At 67.6% G+C, this 17,823-nt stretch carries 16 protein-coding genes; 7 read left to right on the top strand and 9 right to left on the bottom strand.

What is annotated here, in order from left to right:
* The first annotated feature begins 23 nt into the window (after nt 1–23).
* On the top strand, nt 24–839 hold the full coding sequence (locus tag ACXPWS_RS30850) for a thioesterase family protein (RefSeq protein ID WP_458710289.1): 816 nt from the start codon (nt 24–26) through the stop codon (nt 837–839).
* Here ACXPWS_RS30850 and hrpA read toward each other — a convergent pair.
* Nucleotides 836–4,735 (bottom strand): ATP-dependent RNA helicase HrpA, encoded by a 3,900-nt coding sequence (hrpA, locus tag ACXPWS_RS30855; protein WP_458713762.1) that lies wholly within the window; start codon nt 4,733–4,735, stop codon nt 836–838. The genes ACXPWS_RS30850 and hrpA overlap by 4 nt on opposite strands.
* A gap of 103 nt (nt 4,736–4,838) precedes the next feature.
* Here hrpA and ACXPWS_RS30860 point away from each other — a divergent pair, with 103 nt between their 5' ends.
* Nucleotides 4,839–5,315, top strand: a complete 477-nt coding sequence (locus ACXPWS_RS30860; RefSeq protein WP_458710290.1) for a hypothetical protein — start codon at nt 4,839–4,841, stop codon at nt 5,313–5,315.
* 7 nt (nt 5,316–5,322) lie between these two features.
* On the opposite strand, the gene ACXPWS_RS30865 is transcribed toward ACXPWS_RS30860, so the two are convergent.
* On the bottom strand, nt 5,323–6,204 hold the full coding sequence (locus tag ACXPWS_RS30865) for a mycobacterial-type methylenetetrahydrofolate reductase (protein ID WP_458713763.1): 882 nt from the start codon (nt 6,202–6,204) through the stop codon (nt 5,323–5,325).
* 77 nt (nt 6,205–6,281) lie between these two features.
* On the opposite strand from ACXPWS_RS30865, the gene ACXPWS_RS30870 reads away from it, so the two are divergent.
* Nucleotides 6,282–7,043, top strand: coding sequence for an alpha/beta hydrolase family protein (locus ACXPWS_RS30870; protein WP_458710291.1), 762 nt, complete (start codon nt 6,282–6,284; stop codon nt 7,041–7,043).
* A 37-nt stretch (nt 7,044–7,080) separates the two neighbouring features.
* Nucleotides 7,081–8,313, top strand: coding sequence for an HNH endonuclease signature motif containing protein (locus ACXPWS_RS30875; protein ID WP_458710292.1), 1,233 nt, complete (start codon nt 7,081–7,083; stop codon nt 8,311–8,313).
* On the opposite strand, the gene ACXPWS_RS30880 is transcribed toward ACXPWS_RS30875, so the two are convergent.
* From ACXPWS_RS30880 to ACXPWS_RS30895, 4 genes are all read right to left on the bottom strand, one after another.
* Nucleotides 8,310–9,656: an FAD-dependent oxidoreductase gene (locus ACXPWS_RS30880; RefSeq protein WP_458710293.1), complete on the bottom strand. Its 1,347-nt coding sequence runs from the start codon at nt 9,654–9,656 to the stop codon at nt 8,310–8,312. The two genes, ACXPWS_RS30875 and ACXPWS_RS30880, sit on opposite strands and share 4 nt — an antisense overlap.
* 96 nt (nt 9,657–9,752) lie before the next feature.
* The gene (locus ACXPWS_RS30885) at nt 9,753–10,607 is read right to left on the bottom strand and encodes an SDR family NAD(P)-dependent oxidoreductase (protein WP_458710294.1); all 855 of its coding nucleotides are present in this window, start codon (nt 10,605–10,607) and stop codon (nt 9,753–9,755) included.
* Between the two features lie 10 nt (nt 10,608–10,617).
* The gene (locus ACXPWS_RS30890) at nt 10,618–10,809 is read right to left on the bottom strand and encodes a ferredoxin (RefSeq protein ID WP_458710295.1); all 192 of its coding nucleotides are present in this window, start codon (nt 10,807–10,809) and stop codon (nt 10,618–10,620) included.
* Nucleotides 10,806–12,095 carry a cytochrome P450 gene (locus tag ACXPWS_RS30895; protein WP_458710296.1) on the bottom strand — a complete coding sequence of 430 codons (1,290 nt, stop codon included), beginning with the start codon at nt 12,093–12,095 and terminating at the stop codon, nt 10,806–10,808. The genes ACXPWS_RS30890 and ACXPWS_RS30895 overlap by 4 nt, the downstream gene beginning before the upstream one ends.
* A 130-nt stretch (nt 12,096–12,225) precedes the next feature.
* Here ACXPWS_RS30895 and ACXPWS_RS30900 point away from each other — a divergent pair, with 130 nt between their 5' ends.
* From ACXPWS_RS30900 to ACXPWS_RS30910, 3 genes are all read left to right on the top strand, one after another.
* Nucleotides 12,226–12,864 (top strand): TetR/AcrR family transcriptional regulator, encoded by a 639-nt coding sequence (locus tag ACXPWS_RS30900; RefSeq protein WP_458710297.1) that lies wholly within the window; start codon nt 12,226–12,228, stop codon nt 12,862–12,864.
* Nucleotides 12,861–13,646 carry a 4,5-DOPA-extradiol-dioxygenase gene (gene ygiD / locus ACXPWS_RS30905; RefSeq protein ID WP_458710298.1) on the top strand — a complete coding sequence of 262 codons (786 nt, stop codon included), beginning with the start codon at nt 12,861–12,863 and terminating at the stop codon, nt 13,644–13,646. The genes ACXPWS_RS30900 and ygiD overlap by 4 nt, the downstream gene beginning before the upstream one ends.
* Nucleotides 13,647–13,707: 61 nt before the next feature.
* Entirely contained in the window at nt 13,708–14,514 is an 807-nt protein-coding gene (locus ACXPWS_RS30910; RefSeq protein ID WP_458713764.1) for a serine hydrolase, read from the top strand.
* A gap of 7 nt (nt 14,515–14,521) precedes the next feature.
* Here the strand turns inward: ACXPWS_RS30910 and ACXPWS_RS30915 are convergent, their stop codons facing one another.
* Genes ACXPWS_RS30915 through ACXPWS_RS30925 form a run of 3 tightly spaced genes read right to left on the bottom strand, consistent with a single transcriptional unit; the run spans nt 14,522 to nt 17,719 of the window.
* Entirely contained in the window at nt 14,522–15,802 is a 1,281-nt protein-coding gene (locus ACXPWS_RS30915) for a GAF domain-containing protein (protein WP_458710299.1), read from the bottom strand.
* A gap of 46 nt (nt 15,803–15,848) precedes the next feature.
* Nucleotides 15,849–16,661 carry an acetoin reductase gene (locus tag ACXPWS_RS30920; RefSeq protein WP_458710300.1) on the bottom strand — a complete coding sequence of 271 codons (813 nt, stop codon included), beginning with the start codon at nt 16,659–16,661 and terminating at the stop codon, nt 15,849–15,851.
* An 11-nt stretch (nt 16,662–16,672) separates the two neighbouring features.
* Nucleotides 16,673–17,719 (bottom strand): 2,3-butanediol dehydrogenase, encoded by a 1,047-nt coding sequence (locus ACXPWS_RS30925; RefSeq protein WP_458710301.1) that lies wholly within the window; start codon nt 17,717–17,719, stop codon nt 16,673–16,675.
* Nucleotides 17,720–17,823 lie beyond the last annotated feature (104 nt).

Consider the following 17,823-nt stretch of genomic DNA (forward strand, 5'->3'; position numbering starts at 1 on the left):
GCGCCTATGTGTAACGTAAGCGCGTGACCGATGCCTACTACGAGCTCGTCGACGACGCCGATCCGGCCGGGGAGCGGTTCCACGCATCCGACCACGTGATCAGCACCTGGGGTGCCGAGATGCAGAATGCGGCGCCGGTGTCGGCGCTGTTGGTCCGGAGCCTGGAGCGCTGCGCTCCCCGCGCCGACGCCCGGCTGTCCAGGGTGGTGGTCGATCTGCTCGGTCCGGTCCCGGTGGCCGGACCACTGTGGCTGCGCGCCGAGGTGACGCGTGCCGGCACCAAGATCGAACTGGTCACGGCAGAGATGCTGGCGCTGGGCCCGGGCGGCACGCCACGCCCCGTAGCCGAGGCCCGCGCCTGGCGTTTCCAGGAACACGACACCTCCGGGCTGGTGTTCACCCCGACTGCGCCGCTGGTGCCGCGGACGGCGACCTATCCCCGGCCGGTGAACCCGGACCTGGGCCCGACCTATATCGACACTCTGGACTGGCACTGGGTCAACGATGTGCTCAACAGCGTCCCCGCCGAATGCTGGGTGCGGTCCAAGGTCGACCTCGTCAAGGGCGAAGCGGCCAGCGCGCTGCAACGACTGTTCTGCGTCGCCGATATCGCCAACGGGATGGGGTCTCGGATGGACCTGACGACGTGGACCTTCCTGAACACCGACCTGACGGTGCACATCCACCGGGTGCCCGACGGCGACTGGTTCGGGATCCGCGCCGAAACGAGTTACGGCGCCGACGGTGTCGGCACCTCGGTCGGCACCCTGTTCGACGAATCCGGTCCGATCGCGGCCATCCAACAGGCCCAGCTGGTACGCAAGCGCCCGGGCCGCTAGCCGATCGCGTCGATCGCCTTGTAGATCCGCTGTTCGCTCACCGGGCGGGGTGTGCCGAGTTGTTGCGCCCATAGGCTCACTCGCAATTCCTCGATCTGCCAGGCGATGTCGCGGACATCGTCGCCCCGCGCCCTGGCCGGTGAAATGGCCTGCACCACAGTGTCATAAGCGTCCTCGACGGCATGCACGCGGGCCATCCGCTCGGCATCGGCGGCCGGGGTCTGCGCCAGCCGTTCCAGCCGGCGACCGATGGCGGTGACGTACCGGACCAGATCGCCGAGCCGTCCCGCACCGGCGTTCGTGACGAACCCGTTGGGCAGCAGCCGGTCCAACTGCGCCCGGATATCGGCGATGGCGGCCGCCTGCACCGGAGCGGGCTTGTCGGGCAGGGCCACCTGCACCTCGTGGAACGCCGTGAGCACTTTCACCGCCCGGTTCACGATGCCCCGGGTCATGGCGCCCAGTTCCTGGGCCACCCGGCCCTTGAGCGCGGCGAACTCCGTCGCGTTCCACACCGGGGTGCGGGCCAGCGCATCCACTGCGGCATCGGTGCAATCGTCCAGCAGCGCGGCCAGCGATCCATCCGGATTCGCGTTGAGCGACAATCGAGTCCGGGTATCCAGGCCACGCTCGATCGCCTTGGCCGGCGATGGCACGCTGCACCGCAACAGTCGCCGTAATCCCGGACCCATCGCGGCCCGCTGTTCGGCGGCCGACGCGAAAACCCGGATGTCCACCGCGTTGCCCCGGTCCACAAATGCCGGATAGCCGCGCACGTTGTGCCCGCCGATGACGCGTTCGACCGTGCGCGGCAGCTCGTCGAGATCGGCCGGCCACGCGGTCAGCCCGCCGCGCTCCCAGTCACCGGCGACGGCCGCGGTGACGGCCTGCTGGATCGGCGCGGCCAGATTTTCCTTGAGCGAGCCGAGGTCTTTGCCGCGAGCCACTTCGGTGCCGTCGTCGCCCTGCACGGCGAAGGTGACGCGTAGATGCTGAGGCACCTTGGTCAGGTCGAAGGCCTCGATCGGCACCAGGATTCCGCTGATCCTGCGTAGCTCGCGCTGCAACGCGTCGAGCACCGATCCGGATCCGGGATCCAGGGCGGGCAGCACCGCGCGGGCGGTATCGGGCGCAGGCACGAAGCTGCGGCGCAGGTCCTTGGGTAGCGACTTGATCAGTGCGGTGATCAGTTCCTCCCGCAGTGCCGGTACCTGCCAGGCGAATCCGTCCCCACCGAGGCGGGCCAGCACCTGCACCGGCACGTGCACGGTGACGCCGTCGTCGGCGGCGCCGGGTTCGAATCGGTAGGTCAGCGGCAGCTCGAGATCGTCGGTCCGCCAGGCGTCCGGGTGGTCGGCGGAGTCGTCGACCCGCAGCAGTTCGTTGCGGGTGAAGGTGAGCAGATCCGGTGTCCGGTGCCGCTGCTTCTTCCACCAGGCGTCGAAATGCCGTGCCGACACCGCCTCGGCGGGCACCCGCGCGTCGTAGAGGGCGTAGATCTCGTCATCGGTGATCAGCAGATCTCGCCTGCGTGATCGCTCCTCCATCTCCGCCAATTCGGCGCGCAGCGCCGCGTTGTCCCGGAAGAAGTGGTGCCGGGTCTGCCAGTCGCCGTCGACCAGGGCGTGCCGGATGAACAACTCCCGCGCGACGACGGGGTCCACGGTGGCGTAGCCGACCCGCCGGCGCGGAACCAACGGCAGGCCATAGAGGGTGACCCGCTCATAGGCCATCACCGCGCCGCGGGCGGCATCCCAGTGCGGTTCACTGTAGGTGCGTGCAACCAGGTGCGCGCCAACGCGTTCCAGCGTCTCCGGGTCGATTCGGGCCGCGGTCCGGCCGAACAGCCGGCTGGTCTCGACCAGGTCGGCGACCACGATCCAGCGCGGTGGCTTCTTGGTCAGCACCGAGCCGGGCGCCAGCACGAACTTCGAGTTGCGCGCACCCTGGAAATCCCTGGAGTCGCGTCCTTTCGCGTCGTCGCGAAGCCCGACATGCGACAGCAGGCCGGCGGCGAGTGCGGCGTGGATACTGGCCGGGTCGGCCTCTTGGTCGGATTCGTGGATGCCGATATCGCGGGCAATGCTCCGCAGCTGGCCGGCCAGGTCCTGCCATTCCCTGATCCGCAGGTAGTGCAGAAACTCCTCCCGGCACATCCGGCGAAAGGCACTGCCGGACCGCTCCTTTCGCTGCTCGCGCAGGTACGCCCACAGGTTCAGATACGACACGAAGTCCGAATGCTCGTCGGCGAACCTGGCGTGTTTGCTCCGGGCCGCCTCCTCGCGGTCGGCCGGCCGCTCCCGCGGGTCCGGGATGGACAGCGCCGCGGCGAGCACCAGCACCTCGCGCACGCAGCCCTCCGCGTCGGCGGCCAGGATCATCCGGCCGATCCGGGGATCCAGCGGCAGCCGGGCCAGCCGGCGCCCGACGTCGGTGAGCTCACCGGCATCGTCGAAGGCATTCAGTTCCTGCAGCAACCCGATGCCGTCGCGGATGCTGCGTGCCTCTGGTGGGTCCAAGAACGGGAACTGTTCGATATCGCCGAGGCCCAGGGCGGCCATCTGCAGGATGACGGCGGCCAGGTTGGTGCGCAGGATCTCCGGGTCGGTGTACCGCGGGCGGCTCTGGAAATCCTGTTCCGAGTACAGCCGGATGCAGACGCCGGGGGCGGTGCGGCCGGACCGGCCGGCCCGCTGGTCGGCCGACGCCTGCGAGATCGGTTCGATGGGCAGCCGCTGCACCTTGGTGCGCCGGCTGTACCGGGAGATGCGCGCGGTGCCGGGGTCGACGACGTACCGGATCCCGGGGACCGTCAAAGAGGTTTCGGCGACGTTGGTGGCCAACACGATCCGGCGCCCGCGCCCGCTGGGGGCGAACACCTTCTGCTGGTCTGCGGTGGGCAGCCGGGCGTAGAGCGGCAGCACCTCGGTGTTCGGGCCGACGACGCGGTTCAAAGCCTCGGCGGTGTCCCGGATTTCGCGTTCCCCGGACAGGAACACCAGGACATCGCCGGGCGGTTCGGCGGCCAGTTCGGCCACGGCGTCGACGATGGCCTCGGTGGGGTCACGCACGGACGACGCCGCAGCGGTGCGCACGATCTCGTGATCGGGATCGTCGGGGTCATCGCCGTCTTCGGAGGGCACCACGACTTCCAAGGGGCGGTAGCGGACCTCCACCGGATAGGTCCGGCCCGACACCTCGATGATCGGGGCGTCGGAGAAGTGCGCGGCGAACCGCTGCGGATCGATCGTCGCCGAGGTGACGATGACCTTCAGATCGGGTCTGCGCGGCAGTAATTCGCGCAGATAACCGAGCAGGAAGTCGATGTTGAGGCTGCGCTCGTGCGCCTCGTCGATGATGATCGTGTCGTAACGCAGCAGACGCCGGTCCCGTTGGATCTCGGCCAGCAGGATGCCGTCGGTCATCAGCTTGACCAACGTCGAATCGTCGGCCTGATCGGTGAACCGGACGGTGTAGCCCACCGCACCGCCCAACGGGACGCGCAGTTCGTCGGCGATGCGTTGGGCGACGGTGCGGGCCGCCAGCCGGCGAGGCTGGGTGTGTCCGATGGTGCCGCGGATGCCGCGCCCGAGTTCCAGGCAGATCTTGGGCAGCTGGGTGGTCTTGCCCGAGCCCGTCGCACCGGCCACCACGACCACCTGGTGTGCGCCGATGGCTGCGGCCAGCTCGTCGCGGTGGGCACTGACCGGCAGGTCCGGGTACGTGATCTCCGGTACCGCCGCCTGCCGGGTGGCGATCAGCCCTTCGGCGGCGGCGAATTGGGCGAGCAGACGCTCGTCCGGGGCGCCGCGCAGATTCTTCAGCCGCCGGCCCAGCCGTGCCGCGTCCCGGAACGTCAGGTCATCGAGGCGGGCGCGCAGCTCGACGACGGACATCTCGGACAGTTCGGACACCCGGTCAAGGATAGGTGGCCGCAGGCGTTGACCCGCGGCAGCGCCCGGGTGCAGGCTCGAGGTATCGACCCGACGGGAGCACACGATGAGCGATCGGATGTTCGACTATCTCGGTGAGATGCTGAGTTCCTGCCTGAACCCGGATCTTGCCTCGTCTCCGCGGATCGGCGCCGCCGAGTTCGTGAAGTTCTTCACCGACGATGTGCGGCTGCACGCCATGCAGGGCCGACTGGCGGCCACCGAGTGGGCGGCGGCCGAGACGCGGGCCCGCCCGGTGCACGTCACCGCGACCCACATCGTCATCACCGAACACGGCCTGCTGTACGCGGCCGTCGTGGCGCTGCCGCAACCCCGCTATTACCTGGCCGCGCCGCGGGCTCTGCTGGACACCATCGCCGACCACATCGCCGACAGCCCGCCGCCGTCCGGTTGCGCGACGGCAGTGGACTGCCGCCTCGATCACGACCTGGCGTCGATCTGGCAGTTCGAGAGCGTCCTGCGCCACCGGCTCGACACCGATCCGGTGCTGCAGGTGCAGCTGACGCCCGCCTTGGCGGCGTGAACCGGCCTCAGCGCGGCGACCAGTAGGCCAGCATCTCGGCGAACGTCTCGAAGGCCGGCCGCGACACCCCGTAGGCCACTTCGAAGTGCACGCTCAGCGGGAATCCCAGCTCGGCGACGCCGTCGATCACCCGTTTGTACAGATCCAGCATCAGCTTGCGCTTCTCGGCGGGCTCCAGACCGGCCAGTCGCGAGACGAATTGCTGCTCGGCGGCCACGGCCGGATTGCCGGGATCCTGGATGAGCCAGTTGATCAGCCCGACCTTGGACTCCATCTTGGGCACGAACCCGAAGGACAGCAGAATCTCGGGCCGGTGTTCGGTGGCCTTGGCGAAATCGGTCAGGAAGCCCACGATGGCATCCGAATACAGCAGCTGCGTCATGCCGTAGGTCGCGCCCTGCGTGCACTTGAAGTCGAACCGACCGTGCTCGCCCGCACGGGTCGGGATCAAGATCGCACCGCGGTTGGGCACCAGGTTCGCATAGATCGACAGCGCATCGGTGGGTGCGACGCCTTCGCCCTCGCCGTCCTTCATGGTGCGGGGTACGCCGACGAACGCGATGCCGTCGAAACCGGCTCCGCTGAGCTCGGTGAGCCGCTGTCCCAGCGCGTCCTGGCCGAGGAACGAGGTCACCTGGGTGCAGAGCCCGCGCACACCGCGCAGTTCGGGCTGGATCAGCGACCAGTACTCGAGGACGTCCATCTTGGGCTTCATCTCGACCGGACGGTCATCGTCCTCGTCGATCATGCCCGGGATCATGATGTGTCCGAACCGGCCTTCGATACCCGTCTCCGCTGCCAGCGCCAGCACCTTGTGGGCCTCGTCGACGGCGTACTGCGCGCCGCGCTCCACATTCGGAGGCACCAGTTCCAGTGCGATGGTCTTCAGTGCCGTGGTGTCCGGCTCGTTCGGTGACACGCCCAACACCCTACGGATTACGCACCCGACCGTGGTAAACCTCCCCCATGGCTGAACGGGTGACCTTTCCCAGCGCAACCGGTCCGGCCCTGGCCGGCGTGATCGACCTGCCTGACGGGCCGGCACGCGGCTGGGGCGTGTTCTCGCACGGGTTCACCCTGGGCAAGGACTCGCCCGCGGCGGCGCGCATCTGCAAGCAGTTGGCCTCCGACGGGATCGGCATGCTGCGCTTCGATGCGCTCGGGCTGGGCGCCTCCGAAGGCGACTGGGGTGACGGGTCCTTCACCGCCAAGGTCAACGATGTCGTGCAGGCATGCAAGTTCATGGCTGAGCGGGGCACCCCCGCCGACATCCTGGCCGGACATTCCTGGGGCGGCGCGGCGGTGCTGGCCGCGGCCCGTGAGTGCCCCGGCGTGCGCGCGGTCGTGACCGTGGGCGCCCCGATCGACCCCGCTCACGTGGAGCACCAGTACGACGCCTGCCTTGAGCAGGTGTTCGCCGAGGGCAGCGGCCAATGGATGGTCGGGGGTAAGACGTTGACCCTCAAGCGGGCTTTCGTCGAGGACGTCCGGGTGGCCAAACTGCACGACAAGATCAAAGGCCTGAAGCTCCCACTGCTGATCCTGCATTCGCCGACCGACAACACCGTCGGGATCAAGAACGCCAGCGACATCTTCCGCACCGCCCGACACCCGCGCAGCTTCGTGTCCCTGGAGGGATCCGAGCACCTGCTGACGGGGCCCGGCCAGGCACACCGCGCCGGCCGGATCATCGGCGCCTGGGCGGATGCATACCTGGGGACGAACTAGCGCCCGACTTGTCGTACCCCGATGCGATGATGGTGTCATGTCCAGCGCCGCAGCATCTTTGGCTTCGCAGGCTAGTCCTGTTGAGCGGCTTGAGGTGTTGTTCGGGGAGCTGGCCGAGTTGTGTGGGCAGCGCAATGCGATCGACGGGCGGCTGGTCGAGCTGGTGGCCGCGTTGGAGCGCGAGGGCCTGGCGGGGTTGACCGGCGCGCGGTCGCTGTCGGCGTTGGTGGCCTGGAAAACCGGTACCACCCCCCGCAACGCGGAGACGGTGGTGGCCATCGCACACCGCATCGAGGAATTCCCGGTCTGCGTGGAAGGCCTGCGCGAGGGGCGGTTGTCGTTGGATCAGGTCGGGGTCATCGCCGAACGCGGCGCCCACGGCTCTGATGTGCATTACGCCGAACTGGCCGCCTCGGCCACCGTCGCCCAGTTGCGCACCGCGATCAACCTGGCACCCCGAGATGAACCGGAAGCCAAGCCTGATCCGGGGCCTGAGGTCACCAAAACCAGCGAAAGCCCGGACTACACCACCTACCGGATCCGGTTACCGCGCCTGGACGCCGCAAAATTCGATGCGGCCATGCAGTCCCACCACGACGGCCTGATCACCGACCACACCGGAGACACTGGCGCGGACACCCCGTTTCCGACCCGGGTGGATGCGTTCATGAGTGTGGTCGAAGCCGGCTGGGACACCGAAGTGGCGCGGCGCCCGCACGGCCAGCACACCACCGTCGTCGTGCACCTCGACCTCGACACGTCCACCGCGGCGTTGCATCTGGGCCCGGTACTGACCGAGGCGGAGCGCCAATTCCTGGCCTGTGATGCGACCTGCGAAGTGTGGTTCCAGCGTCGCGGCCGACCGATCGGGGCCGGACGCACCACCCGCACGATCAGCCGCCGGCTACGCCGCGCCCTGGAACACCGCGATCGCTGCTGCGTGATCCCCGGCTGCGCCGCCACCCGGGGTTTACATGCCCACCACATCACACACTGGGAAGACGGCGGCCCCACCGAGCTATCCAACCTGGTGCTGGTCTGCCCCCATCACCACCGACTGCACCACCGCGGCGCCCTGAACATCACCGGACCCGCCGACCGACTCGCCGTCACCGACAACAACGGGCGAACCTTGCACCGCGGATCCCTGGCCCACCCACCGGCCACACCCGCACCCGATGTCGCGCCCTATCCCGGACCGACCGGCGAACGCGCCCAATGGTGGTGGTACCAACCCTTCCAACCCCAAGCACCACCCTCGACCAACTAGGCGCGTCCCGCGCGGACCATCTCCTCGCGCGGCACCACCTTGACCCGCTCGCGGCCCTGCTGCTCGCCGAGTGCGATCTCATGGGCGTCCAGGCGTTCCCAGTCCGCCCAGGTGGTGTAGTCGACACCGGACTGGGACAGGTGTTCCAGGATGGCGTCGGCGTCACCGACCTCCGGTGCCCGGATCCCGGGCAGGTCGGCCAGCAGGCTGGCAACCGTCTCGGCCGCATCCGATTTGGTGTGTCCGATCAGCCCGATCGGGCCGCGCTTGACCCAGCCGGTGACATAGGTGGCGTCCACCACCATCCAGTCCGAATCGAGCACCCGGCCGGCGTCGTTGGGAACCACGCCGGCGTGATGGTCGAACGGTAGATCGGCCAGGTGCGAGGACAGATAGCCCACCGCACGGTAAACGGCCTGCACCGGCCAGTCGGTGAATTCGCCTGTGCCGCACACCGTTCCGTCGCCGATCAGTTCGGTGCGTTCGGTCCGCAGCCCCTGCACCCGATCGTCACCCAGTACCGCGACGGGCGCCTGGCACAGGTGGATGTGGATGCGGTGCGGCGCACCGGTCGCCTCGTTGGCCATGTACTTCATCATGGTGTCGACGACGAGCTTGATCGACTTGGTGGAGTTGATGGCTTTCTGGCTGGCCTCGTCGATCTCGAAGCCCTCCGGATGCACGATGACGTCGACGCTGGGCGAATGCGACAATTCGCGAAATTCCATGGGCGAGAACTTGATCTGCGCCGGGCCGCGCCGGGCGAAGACGTGCACGTCCGTGGCTTTGTTCAAGGACAGGCCCTGGTAGACGTTGCCCGGGATCTCGGTGACCAACTGTTCGTCGGCGGGCTTGGCCAGCATCCGGGCGATGTCGAGCGCCACATTGCCCGCCCCCAGGACGGCGACACTCTCGGCCTCCAGCGGCCAGGTCCGCGGCACGTCGGGGTGCCCGTCGTACCAGGACACGAAGTCCGCGGCGCCGTAGCTGCCCGGCAGGTCGATGCCGGGGATATCCAGTGGCCGGTCGGCCCGGGCGCCGGTGGAGAAGATCACCGCGTCGTAGTGGCGGCGCAGCTCGGCGAGCGTGACGTCGGTGCCGTAGTGCACGTTGCCGATGAATCTGACCCTGCTCCCGTCCCGAGTGAAGACCCGGCGCAACGCCTTGATGATCTCCTTGATCCGCGGGTGGTCCGGGGCCACGCCGTAGCGGACCAGACCGTACGGGGCGGGCAACCGGTCGAAGAGATCGACCCGGGCGCCGGGATGTTCGCCGGTCAGGATGTCGGACGCATAGATTCCGGCCGGGCCTGCCCCGACCACCGCCACGCGGATGTCACGCACTAAGCACCTCGCTCACGTTGAGTAAGGGCAGCCTAATTTGGTACGTCGGTACCGCAAGACCTACGTCGGAGATCCCCGTCACAACCCCGGCGGATCTCAGCGCACCAAGGTCGCGCCTCCGTCGAGCCGGATCTGCTGACCTGTCATGAACCGCGACTCATCAGCCAGGAGGTACAGCACGGCGTAGCCGGTCTCCCACGCCGCGGCCCGGCCCATCTTCAGCTTCACCACATCCTGGTACGCCTGATCGACCTCATCGGGATCGAAGCCGAACAACGACTGCGAATCGGTGTTGCCGAGCTGCGAGTCGATCGGTCCCAGCATCAAGGTGTTGGCCCGGATACCGGCGCCGGCATATTGGGCCGCGGTCAGTTCGGTGATGTAGTTCAGGCCGCACTTGCCCAGCGCGTAGGGCATGATGCCGATGTTCAGCCCCAGTTCGTTCTTGATGCTGGCTATCGACGAGATGTTGACGATGCTCCCGGTGGTGTCACCGTCGTTCTTCTCCATCGCCTGAGCGGCGAACAAGTTGCAGTAATAGCAGCCGAGCATGTTCACGTTGATCCCGCGGTCGAAGTCGGCGGTGGTCATCGAGTTGTTCAGCCGATCGAACGGCGGGTTGATCGCCACGCTGTAGACCATGCCGTCCACCCGGCCACTGCGCTGCGTCACGGTATCGAAGATCCGTTGACACTCTTGTTCTTCCGCGACATCGGCGTGCACCGCGTAGGCGTTCCCGCCCTCAGTGGTGATCAGATCCACTGTCTCCTGCGCGGCCTCGACATTGCGGTCGACGGCCACCACTTCCGCTCCGTGACGTGCGGCCAGGATGGCGCTTGCGCGGCCATTGCCCAGCTTGGGCCCCGGCATCTGTCCACCCCCGACAATGACCACCACCTTTCCGGACAGGTCGAATGCCGTTCGGTCGCTGCGGTCGAAATCTATTGCCATGATCCCTCTTTCAATATGTGGTGTGGATTGCACGTTCGGGACACTGCGAGACGGCCTCGGCCACAGCGCCTTCGGCACGCGCAGGAACTTCGGCACGGACAGCTTCCGCGTAACCGGTACCGGTGAGGGTGAACACTTCCGGGCACAACCCGACGCAGATTCCATGACCGGCGCAGGCGTCGTCGTCGACGGTGACCCTCATGCCGATGTCACCACCAAATGCAGGTCGGTCAGCCCGCGCAAGATGTACGTCGGTAAGTAGTCGTAACGCCGGCTGCCCGCTTCACCGTGCCTGTTGGTGTCGATTTCGATCGCGCTGGTGTTCCGCAGGATTCGCTCTACCACCGCCTTGGCTTCGGCGCGGGCCAGCGGCGCACCGATGCAGCTGTGCACACCGCGGCCGAATGCGATGTGCCGGCGGGCGTTGTGCCGGTCGAGATCGAACGTGTTGGGGTTCTCGAACTGACGGGGGTCGCGATTGGCCGCGCCGTAGTGGACCATCACGGTGGTACCGGCCGTGATCTCGACGTCACCCACCGTCTTCGTCGCACGGGCCAGCCGGAAGTCACCCCTGATCGGGCTCTCGAAACGCAGTGTCTCCTCGATGAAATCGGGGATGCGCTCCGGAGTTCGGCGCAGGTGCTCCTGCAAGGCGGCATTCTCGGCCAGGATCTTCAACGCCGAGGACAGCAGGCGCACGGTGGTTTCCTGACCCGCCGAGAACAGATTGGCAGCCACCCGCACCACGTCGATCACCTGCGGTGTCGACCCGTCGGAAAATGTGGCGCGGGCCATCTCGGTCAGCACATCGCCGCGCGGCTCGTGGCGGCGTTCCTCGATGTAGTCGGAGAACCGCTCGTAGAGGAACTCCAGCGGCGCATGCGCCATCACGCTGTCCTCGGTGCTGCCCAGGGACACGTCACCGGTCAGCCTTTCCGTGAGCTCGGGACGGTCCTCGTGCGGGACGCCGAGCAGGTCCGCGATGACCAGGAGCGCGACGGGATTGCCCACCTTGCTGATGAACTCGCCGCCACCGCCGGCCACGTATGGTTCGAGTACCTGGTCGGCCAATCGCCAGATGTACTCCTCGTTCTCCTTCAACCGCTTCGGGGTGATCAGGCGGGCAAGCAGCGACCGGTGCGCGGTGTGCGTCGGCGGATCCATCGACGGCAGCTGATCGCTGAAGGGCAACTCATCACGATGCGCGTCGATGAGCGCACCGACGACCGCGCCGTCCAGTCCGTCGAGCGGCACCGGAAATCCGGGGACCGGTCCGGTGGTGGAGTTGCACGACGAGAACGCCCCGGGGTCGTTGACCACGGTGTGCACCTCGTCATATCCGGTGACCACCAGGACACCGTGAGTGGGTTCGCGCAGTACGGGGTTGCTGGATCGCATGCTTTCGAGCAGCGGATAAGGATCGGCGATCAAGCGTGGATCCTGGAAGAAATCCACGTCTTCCAGGACGTTCGGGGTCGTCGGCGGCACGGTGGACTCCTTCCGGCCCGGACCCACCCAGGGGTCACGGTCAGCATCTCGGTAACATCTGTTACCTAGCTACCCTAACAGAACTAGGAAACACCTGTTACTTAGTGAGCTGAAGTCCCATAATCGAGCCATGGTTCTCACCGCTCGCCCGGAACCGGCCCGCGATCCCCGCGCCCAGCGCACGCGCGCCGTTCTGATGCGAGCCGCCCTCGATCTGGTGTCGGAGCGCGGCACCGCCGCAGTCACGATGTCCGATATCGCCGAAGCCGCCAACGTCAGCCGAAAGGCCGCCTACCAGCAGTTCGGCGACCGCGACGCACTGCTCCTGGGCACCGCCCTCGACCTCGTCCGGCGCGAGTTGATCCCGGCGCTGGAGTCGCTGCCCCGGGGCCGGGCCCGAGTGCTGACCAACGCCCGGCACTTCGCCGGGCACCGGGCGTTCTATCGGCCCGTGCTACTGAGCGCCGGCGGCTTGCCGCTGAGCCGCGAGCTCGCCCACTTCCTGTCTCCCATCACACACGAGAGTCTGGCCCTACAGTTCGGCGACACCGTCAGCGCCGCCACGATCGCGGATCTGACCACCACGTACGTCGGCGGCAGCACCGCGCTGTTGATCAAGTGGCTGGTCGAAGATGGCGAGCCGCTCGATCCGGAGGACTTCACCGAGCGGTACTTCCGCGTTCAATCGTTGGTTCTGCCGCCTCCGGCGGAGCCGTCGGGGACCGTCACCCATCACCAACCGGACGACGGGAGGAGACTGAAGACATGAGCACGCTTCCCGCCGCCTTCTTCGGGCACGGCAGCCCGATGAACGCACTGGAAAGCAACCGGTACACCTCGTCCTGGCAGCAGTTCGGGGCGTCAGTGCCACGACCGCGCGCCATCCTGGTGATCAGTGCACACTGGTACATCAACGCCACCGCGGTCACCGCGATGCGTCGGCCGCGCACCATTCACGACTTCTACGGATTCCCGGACGAACTCTTCGAAATGCAATATCCGGCACCGGGTTTACCGGATCTGGCCGGCGAGATCGCCGATGTCGTCGAACCCACCTGGGTCGGCGCCGATGTGGACAGCTGGGGCATCGACCACGGCACCTGGTCGGTGTTGGCGCACGCCTTCCCCGCGGCCGACATTCCCGTCGTCCAGCTGTCGATCAACGCCGAGAAGCCGCTGGACTACCACCTCGACCTGGGTGCCCGGCTGGCCCCGCTGCGCGAGCGCGGTGTCCTGATCGCCGGCAGCGGCAACATCGTGCACAATCTGCGGGCCATGAACCCCGGCACGCCGGATTCCGGATTCGATTGGGCCGCAAGGTTCGACGACGCCGCCCGGGAACTGCTCGCCGAGACCCCGGCCGACCTGGTCCGGCTCACCGAGCATCGCGACTACGCCGCCGCCGTGCCCACCCCCGACCATTTCATCCCGGCCCTGTACTTCGCCGGGCTGCTCGCGGCATCGGATACACCGGCCTCGCGACTGATCGACGGGTACACCTACGGTTCGCTGTCCATGTCCTCTTACACCGCCCAGCCGCAGACCGGCTGATTGGCGCGCCGGGCCGCCCACCGGTGGATGGACGTATACCGTGTGCTGCGTGGGTGCACGCATGATTCGTCTGGCGGTGGTCGCAGCCACCCTGTTCTCGTTGACGGGATTCGTTGCGCCTCAAGCGCGGGCCGCGTGCGACGACCAGAATTGCGACCTGCCGTCCCGTATCGCCGCGGCGAACACCTACCTGGCCTCGCGCCCCGGCGTGGTCGGCTACGTGCTGCGCGACCGCAGCACCGGACAGCGTTACGCCAACCCGAACGCCGACTCGATGATCTGGACCGCCTCCACCATCAAGCTCGCCATGGTGGTTGACCTGCTGACCCGCGAACGCGCGGGAGCGCTGCGGCTTTCGGCAGCCGACCGGCAGCTGATGATCGCGATGTTGCGCGATTCGGACAACGACGCCGCCGACACCTTGTGGTCGCGTTACGGCGGTCCAGACCACCGCGCGTTCAACGCCGACTTCCCGCGGTACGGCCTCACCGCACTGCAGCCACAGCCGGGGTTCTCGGATGTGTTCCCGTACTGGGGTTTTCAGAAGTCGACTGCCAGCGATCTGGACCGGCTGATGAATTACATTCTCGGCCAGATGAATTCCTCGGATGCCGCGGCGATCGCGAGCGAGATGCAGCGGGTCAGTACCGATCAGCAGTGGGGCGTCTGGGGTGCCGGTCCCGCGATGAATCCGGGTAACAAGAACGGCTGGTCACAGGAGCAGGGCGGTTGGGTGATCAATTCCGTCGGATTCGCCGGACCGGGTCAGCGGTTCACCCTCGCCGTGATGAACGCCCTCGGCGGACAGGGCGGTTATGACGACGGCGTCGCCACCACCACCCGGCTGAGCCAGATCCTGCTCGGCTGAACTGCGGTCAGCCCGGGCGGGCCGCCCGGATCGCCGGTGCGTTCGACGCGGCCAGCAGGCCGCGCATATCGTCGGGATACCGCACATCCAGCTCCACGGTGTCGGCGAACCGGTAGGGCTGCGCGGCGATCAGGCCCATCAATTGCTTTCGGATCCGCGACATCTCGGCCCTGACCGTGACCACCCGACTGCGGTCACCGTAGAGATCCTCGGCCAGTTCCGGGGCGGAACGGCCCGACCTCCGGGTGGCCAGCACATACAGGATCTCGGCATGCCGCTGTGAGATGTCACGCCGCCATGACCCGAACTGGCCGGCCATCTCCAGCGTCGGGTTGGAGGCATCGCGCAGGTCCAAGGTCGCCCGGGTCGACGCCGGCGCACCGTCCTCGGCGTCGACCGGGCGGACCAGCCAGCCACCGCTGAGCGGTTCCAGGTCACAGGAACCCAGCGCCGGCAGCCACGTGCGGCCTGCTGTCACGTTCTGCGGCAGCATGATTCGATGATGCGGGGGTAGCGCACCGACTGCGGCGACCCAGCCGTCGACATCCACGGCGAGCGCCGGGGCGGCCATCCTGGCCAGAATCGGGGCGGCAACGGCGCGCAACTGGTTCAGCGTGCGGTCATGCGCCTGCCGCAGCTGGGATTCGGCCAGCCTCGCCACCAGGTCGACCAGCGCGATGGTGGTCGGGTGCACCGTCGACACCGGGCCCGACACGTCGACGGCGCCGATCACATGGCCGGTGCGCGGATCCCGGATCGGCGCACCGGCGCACGTCCAGGTGTGATGGCTGCGCAGGAAATGTTCGGCGGAGAAGATCTGCACCGCACGCCTGGACACCAGTGCGGTGCCGATCGCGTTGGTGCCGACCGACGTCTCACCCCAGTTGGCGCCCTCGATGAAACCCAGCCGGTCGGCCTGCATGAGCACCCGGGGCGCCCCGGACCGCCACAGCACCCGCCCGCGCGCGTCGGCGACCACCAGGATGTTGTTGCCGTCGGCCAGCACCGATTCCAGGCCGCGGGAGATGTCGTCGAGCACCGCCAGCAGCCCGGAGGTGTGCCTCAGCAAATCAAGGCCACTGCGGTCCACGTCGGGTGGGCTGTGATGCTCGGGATCAATCCCACTGCCCAGCAATCTTTTCCAGGACTCCTCGATGACCTGGCGCGGTTTGGCCGGGGAGCGCGCACCGGCCATCGTGGCGTCGTACACCTCGGAGAGCAACATGGCGTAGCTCCGCGGGTCGTCACCGAGCGCGACCGCGGGTTCGGGTATCGACGAACCGGCCATTACCACCGATTGTGCTCCCCGTCACACACCGTGTCACGAGGGCCCCTCAGCGGTACACCATGCCGCCGTCGATCAGCCCGGCCTGCCCGGTCATGTAGTCCGCGCCCGGCCCGGCCAGATAGCCGACGAAGCCGGCGACATCGCCAGGCGTCTCGGGCCGGCCCAGCGCGATGGTCGCCGCGAACTTCTCGAACGTCTCCCCTTCGGCCGCACCGGTCAGTTCGGCGAATCTCTTGTCGATCTCGATCCACATGTCCGTGCCGACCACGCCGGGGCAGTACGCGTTGACGGTGATGCCGTCGGCGGCGTGCTCCTTGGCCGCAGCCTGGGTCAGCGCCCGGACCGCGAACTTGGTGGCGCTGTAGGGCCCGAGCATCGCGAACCCCTCATGTCCCGCGATGGAGGAGGCATTGATGATCTTGCTGATCTTGCCCTTCTCCTGGTTCCCGAGCTCCTTGAACTTGGCGACCGCGGCCTGTATCCCCCACAGCACGCCGTCGACATTGATGGCCCACAGGCGGCGGAGTTGGTGCGGGGTCACCTCCGCGAGCGGTCCCACCAAGGCGATACCGGCGTTGTTCACCATCACGTCGAAGCCGCCGAGAGCGGAGGCGGCGTGCGCGACCGCTGCGAACACCTCGTCCCGGTTCGAGACGTCGGCCACGAACGTTGTTGCTTTCGACCCGATTTCGGCGATCTCGTCGGCTACGCAGTCGAGGCCGTCCCGATGGACGTCCACCAGGGCGATATCCGCCCCCTGCCGGGCCAGCTCGAGTGCGATACCCCGGCCGATTCCGCGGCCCGCGCCGGTCACCACGGCGACCTTGTCCAGTAGCGGCGCATCGATGGTGCGTGTCATAGCAGTGCCTTTCACTTGGCCGGGTCGACGAGGACCTTCATCTTGGCGCCGGCGTGCAGCGCCTCGAATCCCTCGTCCACCACGTCATCGATGCCGATCGCCGTCACCCAACCGGTGGTGTCGTAGGCGCCGCGGGCCATCAGGTCGATGACCGCTTCGAAATCGGCAGCGGTGTAACACAGCGACCCCTGGATCCGGGATTCGTTCATCACCAACCGCAACAGCGGTGTGGTCAAAGGCTTCTCGTAGATCGCGACGCTGACCATCGGCCGCCGCGCGCCCACACAGGCCAGAGCCGTTTCCACCGCGGGTGCCACCCCGGCAGCGTCGTAGACGGCGTCGGCACCCCGGCCCGAGGTGTGATCGGCGATGAACGCCGGCACATCGACCGCGGCCGGGTCCAGCGTGCGCGCGCCCAGCGCCTCGATCGCGGCACGCCGAGTGACGGCCGGTTCGACGACGTAGATGTCGTCCAGCCCCTTGCCGCGCAGGGCGAACCACAGTCCGATGCCGATCGGGCCCGCACCGAACACCATGGCGGTGCCGTCGGGACGCGGTTCGCCCAGGGTGGCCGCGTGATAGGCCACCGACATCGGCTCGACCAGCGCGCCGAGTTCCAGGGAGACGGTGTCGGGCAGCTTGTGCAGCATGTCGGTGGGCACGACCGTGTATTCGGCCATGCCGCCGTCAGACATCAGGCCGTGAAAACCGATCTGCGCGCAGATGTTGTAGTTGCCCGCTCGGCAGGGGCCGCAGTGGCCGCATCGGTAGATGGGTTCGACCGCGACCCGGTCACCCTCGGCCCAGCCCCGCACCCCGGATCCGACGGCGGTGATGGTGCCGGCGAATTCGTGGCCCATCACCAGCGGCAGCTGCTGCCCGGTCAGCGGATGCGGTTCGGTGGGCACGAAGATCGGGCCGGCGAAGTATTCGTGCAGGTCCGTCCCGCAGATGCCGTTGAACCCGACCTTGATCTGCACGGTGCCGGGACCGGGCTCCGGGATGGCCACCTCGGTGACGTCGAGCTTGTTCGGTCCGTAGTACACAGCTGCTTTCATGTCACCGTTGTATGTGGCGTGGCACACATCCGAAAGAGTTGCAGGGGGTTGCAGGCCTGCGAGGGCTGCGGCGATGCCGACGGCTGCAACCCCTCGCAACCCTT

The organism is Mycobacterium sp. BMJ-28, assembly GCF_054404835.1.